Source organism: Mesorhizobium sp. M7A.F.Ca.CA.003.01.2.1, from assembly GCF_003998945.1.
Lineage (GTDB): Bacteria > Pseudomonadota > Alphaproteobacteria > Rhizobiales > Rhizobiaceae > Mesorhizobium > Mesorhizobium ciceri.
The window spans coordinates 1-3,433 of sequence record NZ_RZRA01000625.1 but is presented as its reverse complement, the minus strand read 5'-3'; the positions used below and the strand labels follow the sequence as shown (position 1 = coordinate 3,433).

Genomic DNA, 3,433 nt, shown 5'->3' with positions numbered 1-3,433 from the left:
GCTCAAGGCGAAGTTCGAGGCCGAGGGCGTTCAGTATCAGGACATCACCGACAACGAGACACTGGCCGGGTTCATCATATGAGCGATCGAATGGTTGATCCGGGAAAAATCTTCGTCGCGCTGTTTTCCGGCATCAATGTCGGCGGCAACCGCATCGTCAAGATGGCGGAGCTGCGGTCGTTCTTCGAGGGCCTCGGCTTTTCCGACGTCGCCACCTACGTGCAGAGCGGCAATGCCGTGTTCCGGGCGAAGAAAGGCGACGCGGCGGCACTGGCGAACCTGCTCGAAGCAGCCTTCGAGACGAAATGGGGGTTCCATTCGCGCATCATGGTGCGCGATCTCTCCTGGTTCGAGAAGCTGGTGCGCGAAAATCCCTATCCGGAAATTGCCGCGGACCACACGAAGCTGCACGCCTATGTGCTGGAACGCGAGCCGACCGCCGATGAGGTGGCGCGGCTGACCGAAAAGTGCACCGGCCCCGAACGCTTCGAGATCAAGGGCGATGTGCTCTACCTCAGCGCACCGAATGGGCTGGGCAAATCGGTGTTTGCCGGGCTGATCCCGCGCACGCTGAAAGTGCCGGGTACCGCGCGCAATTGGCGCTCGGTGCAGGCGCTGCTGGAGATGGCCGCACACGCCGGTGAGAAGTAGTTGGCTGGCTAGGCGGAAGTTGGTTTCCAGTCGAAGGTCAGTTCTTCGCGGAAAGCAAAGCGCTTGATGTGATCGGCGACAACGCTTTCCAGGCGCTCGATCGATCCTGCTTCGTCAGTCGACACCGTGACATGCAGCGCTGCGGCATCGGCAGCCATGACGGTACGGCCCATTGAGAGATCGATGGTGCCATGGGTGGGATCGAACTCGACCGGGAATTTGTGTGCCCAGTGCTTGCACAACTGCTGCAGGTAGCGGCTGGCATGTTCGGTGGCGACGTCGGCATGGCTGGTCGGCATGAATTCTCCTGGGCAAGCGCCCTTTTGCATGGCTGGGCGCCGGCCAAGCCTGGCGCCTCAGCCAGACAGATAGGCGCCGCCCCTGAAAAACCAAACGGTAGCGGGGCCGTCAGCCTGGCATTGTCCGCTCAAGACAGCGTGATCGGCTACCAGCTTCCGGTGTTCGCCATCGAAGCCCAAGGCTCGGCCTTGGCCTTGGCCGGGCCTTTCTGCAAAAGCTCGATCGAGATGCCGTCCGGCGACTTGACGAAAGCCATGTTGCCGTCGCGCGGCGGCCGGTTGATGATGACGCCATTGTCCATCAGATGCTGGCAGGTGGCGTAGATGTCGTCGACCTCATAAGCGAGGTGGCCGAAATTGCGCCCGCCCTTGTAGTCTTCGGGATCCCAATTGTAGGTCAGTTCGACCAGCGGTGCCTTTTCATTGATGCCGCTCTCCTCGTCTTCCGGTGCGGCGAGGAAGATCAGCGTGAAGCGGCCCTGCTCGTTTTCGTAGCGGCGCACTTCCTTGAGGCCGAGCTTATTGCAGTAGAAGTCGAGCGAGGCATCGACGTCGGCGACGCGGATCATAGTGTGCAGATAGCGCATGTGATTTCCTCGATAAATTGCGTTGCGGCGCAACATAGGGTCGGCCCTGTCAAAGGGCAATCGTGCGGCGGTGCGCAATGCCGGCAAAGAACAAATCCGGTATTGCCCCAATGAACCGTGAAAAAAGGCACGGCAGGTCTTGCACACACCGGAAGCCGCAGTGTTAATCTGTTGGCAAGAATCAGTTGCGGTGTTCTTGAAAAGAGGGGGCATTCTTATGGGGGAAAAGGCCTCTTTCATGGGGCGGGACGGAACCCTTGGCGACGCCTTGCAGCGTGACGAAGGCGGCGACGCTTCTGATCTGCTCGAAGTAGCCGGCGCCATCAAGTGGTTCGATGTGGCCAAGGGTTATGGTTTCATCCTCCCGGATGACGGCATCTCGGGCGACATCCTCCTTCATGTGACATGTCTTCGAAGAGACGGCTTTCAGACGGCGCTGGAAGGCGCACGCGTGGTCTGCCTCGTCAAGCATGGCGAGCGCGGATTGCAGGCCTTCCGTGTGCTCTCCATGGATGTCACCACCGCGGTCCACCCGGCCGAGATGCAGGAGCAGCGCACCCATGTCGCGGTGACGCCGGAGAGCGGTCTCGAACGCGCCTTGGTAAAATGGTTCAACCGCACCAAGGGGTTTGGTTTTCTCACCCGCGGCGAGGGTACCGAGGACATCTTTGTCCATATGGAGACCTTGCGCCGTTACGGTATCACCGAGCTTCGGCCCGGACAGGTCGTGCTGGTTCGTTTCGGGCGCGGCGACAAAGGCCTTATGGCCGCCGAAATTCACCCCGATATGGGGACCTTGCCGGTCTCGCACTAGGGCGTTTCCGGCCGAGGATCTCGAATGGCTTACAGGAACTGGCTGACCGCGGGCGCGATGTGCGCGATTGCCTTCGTCGCCGCCGCCGGTGGTTACTTCTATTCCGAAAAGCCAACCTCGGCGGACAGCCGGGCAATGATCCTTCCGGCCGATCCGGCGCCATTGGTCGTGGTGACGAAAGGCGGTGATCGCTCTTTCTCCATCGAAGTCGCCGACACCGCCGCGGAGCGCGAGGCTGGCTTGATGTATCGCCAGGACATGGCGGACAACCACGGCATGCTGTTTGTCTTCGAGGTCCAGCAGCAGGTTGGCTTCTGGATGCACAACACCCCGATGCCGCTTGATCTGATTTTTGTCGGCCAGGACGGCAAGATCCGGGCGGTCAAGCACGGCGAGCCGCAATCAGACGCCGTCATTTCGCCTGGTGTACCGGTGCGCTTCGTGCTTGAGCTCAAGGCCGGCACTGCCGCCAGGAACGGCATCGAGTATGGCGACCTTTTGCGCCATCCGGCGGTGGGCACGGTGTCCGGCCCCGGCATGCCGCCCGCCGACAATGGCGATGCACCCAATGGCGGTGGCGGTTGAGTGCGCAAGCGGGGTCGCTGATGCAGTTTTTCACCCATGACGGCTTCGATCTTGCTTTCCTCGAGCGCCAGCCGGAATCGGGCGAGGGCGATCCGGTGCTGATGATCCACGGCTTCGCTTCGAGCCACTATGTCAACTGGGTGTCGCCCGGCTGGTTCAAGACGCTGAACGATGCCGGTTACCGCGCCATCACCTTTGACAATCGCGGCCACGGCGCGTCGTCCAAGAGCTATGATGAGGCCGACTATACGCCGGTCAAGATGGCCTCCGATGCCACTGCCTTGCTCGACCATCTCGGCATCGAGCGCGCCCACGTCATGGGTTATTCCATGGGCGCGCGCATCGCGGCGTTCATGGCGCTGTCCGATCCGGACAAGGTGGTGACGCTGGTCTTCGGCGGCCTCGGCATCGGCATGATCGACGGTGTCGGCGATTGGGATCCGATTGCCGACGCGCTGCTTGCCGAAGATCCGGCCGCGACCAGCCATCCGCGCGGC

6 protein-coding genes are annotated in these 3,433 nt (G+C 61.6%); 4 read left to right on the top strand and 2 right to left on the bottom strand.

Annotation, left to right across the window (positions count from 1 at the left end):
• Positions 1 to 90 precede the first annotated feature (90 nt).
• On the top strand, positions 91 to 651 hold the full coding sequence (locus EN969_RS22500; RefSeq protein WP_024503867.1) for a DUF1697 domain-containing protein: 561 nt from the start codon (positions 91 to 93) through the stop codon (positions 649 to 651).
• An 8-nt stretch (positions 652 to 659) separates the two neighbouring features.
• Here EN969_RS22500 and EN969_RS22495 read toward each other — a convergent pair whose 3' ends face one another.
• Positions 660 to 950, bottom strand: coding sequence for a DUF2218 domain-containing protein (locus tag EN969_RS22495; protein ID WP_027160411.1), 291 nt, complete (start codon positions 948 to 950; stop codon positions 660 to 662).
• Between the two features lie 146 nt (positions 951 to 1,096).
• A complete protein-coding gene (gloA, locus tag EN969_RS22490; protein ID WP_013531328.1) occupies positions 1,097 to 1,537 on the bottom strand; it encodes a lactoylglutathione lyase in 441 nt (146 codons plus the stop codon).
• A 238-nt stretch (positions 1,538 to 1,775) separates the two neighbouring features.
• On the opposite strand from gloA, the gene EN969_RS22485 reads away from it, so the two are divergent.
• The 3 genes from EN969_RS22485 to EN969_RS22475 form a co-directional block, all read left to right on the top strand.
• Entirely contained in the window at positions 1,776 to 2,351 is a 576-nt protein-coding gene (locus EN969_RS22485) for a cold-shock protein (protein WP_174564974.1), read from the top strand.
• 24 nt (positions 2,352 to 2,375) lie between these two features.
• The gene (locus EN969_RS22480; protein WP_013531330.1) at positions 2,376 to 2,936 is read left to right on the top strand and encodes a DUF192 domain-containing protein; all 561 of its coding nucleotides are present in this window, start codon (positions 2,376 to 2,378) and stop codon (positions 2,934 to 2,936) included.
• Between the two features lie 20 nt (positions 2,937 to 2,956).
• A partial coding sequence (locus tag EN969_RS22475; protein ID WP_164758420.1) for an alpha/beta fold hydrolase occupies positions 2,957 to 3,433 on the top strand: 477 nt, incomplete at its 3' end.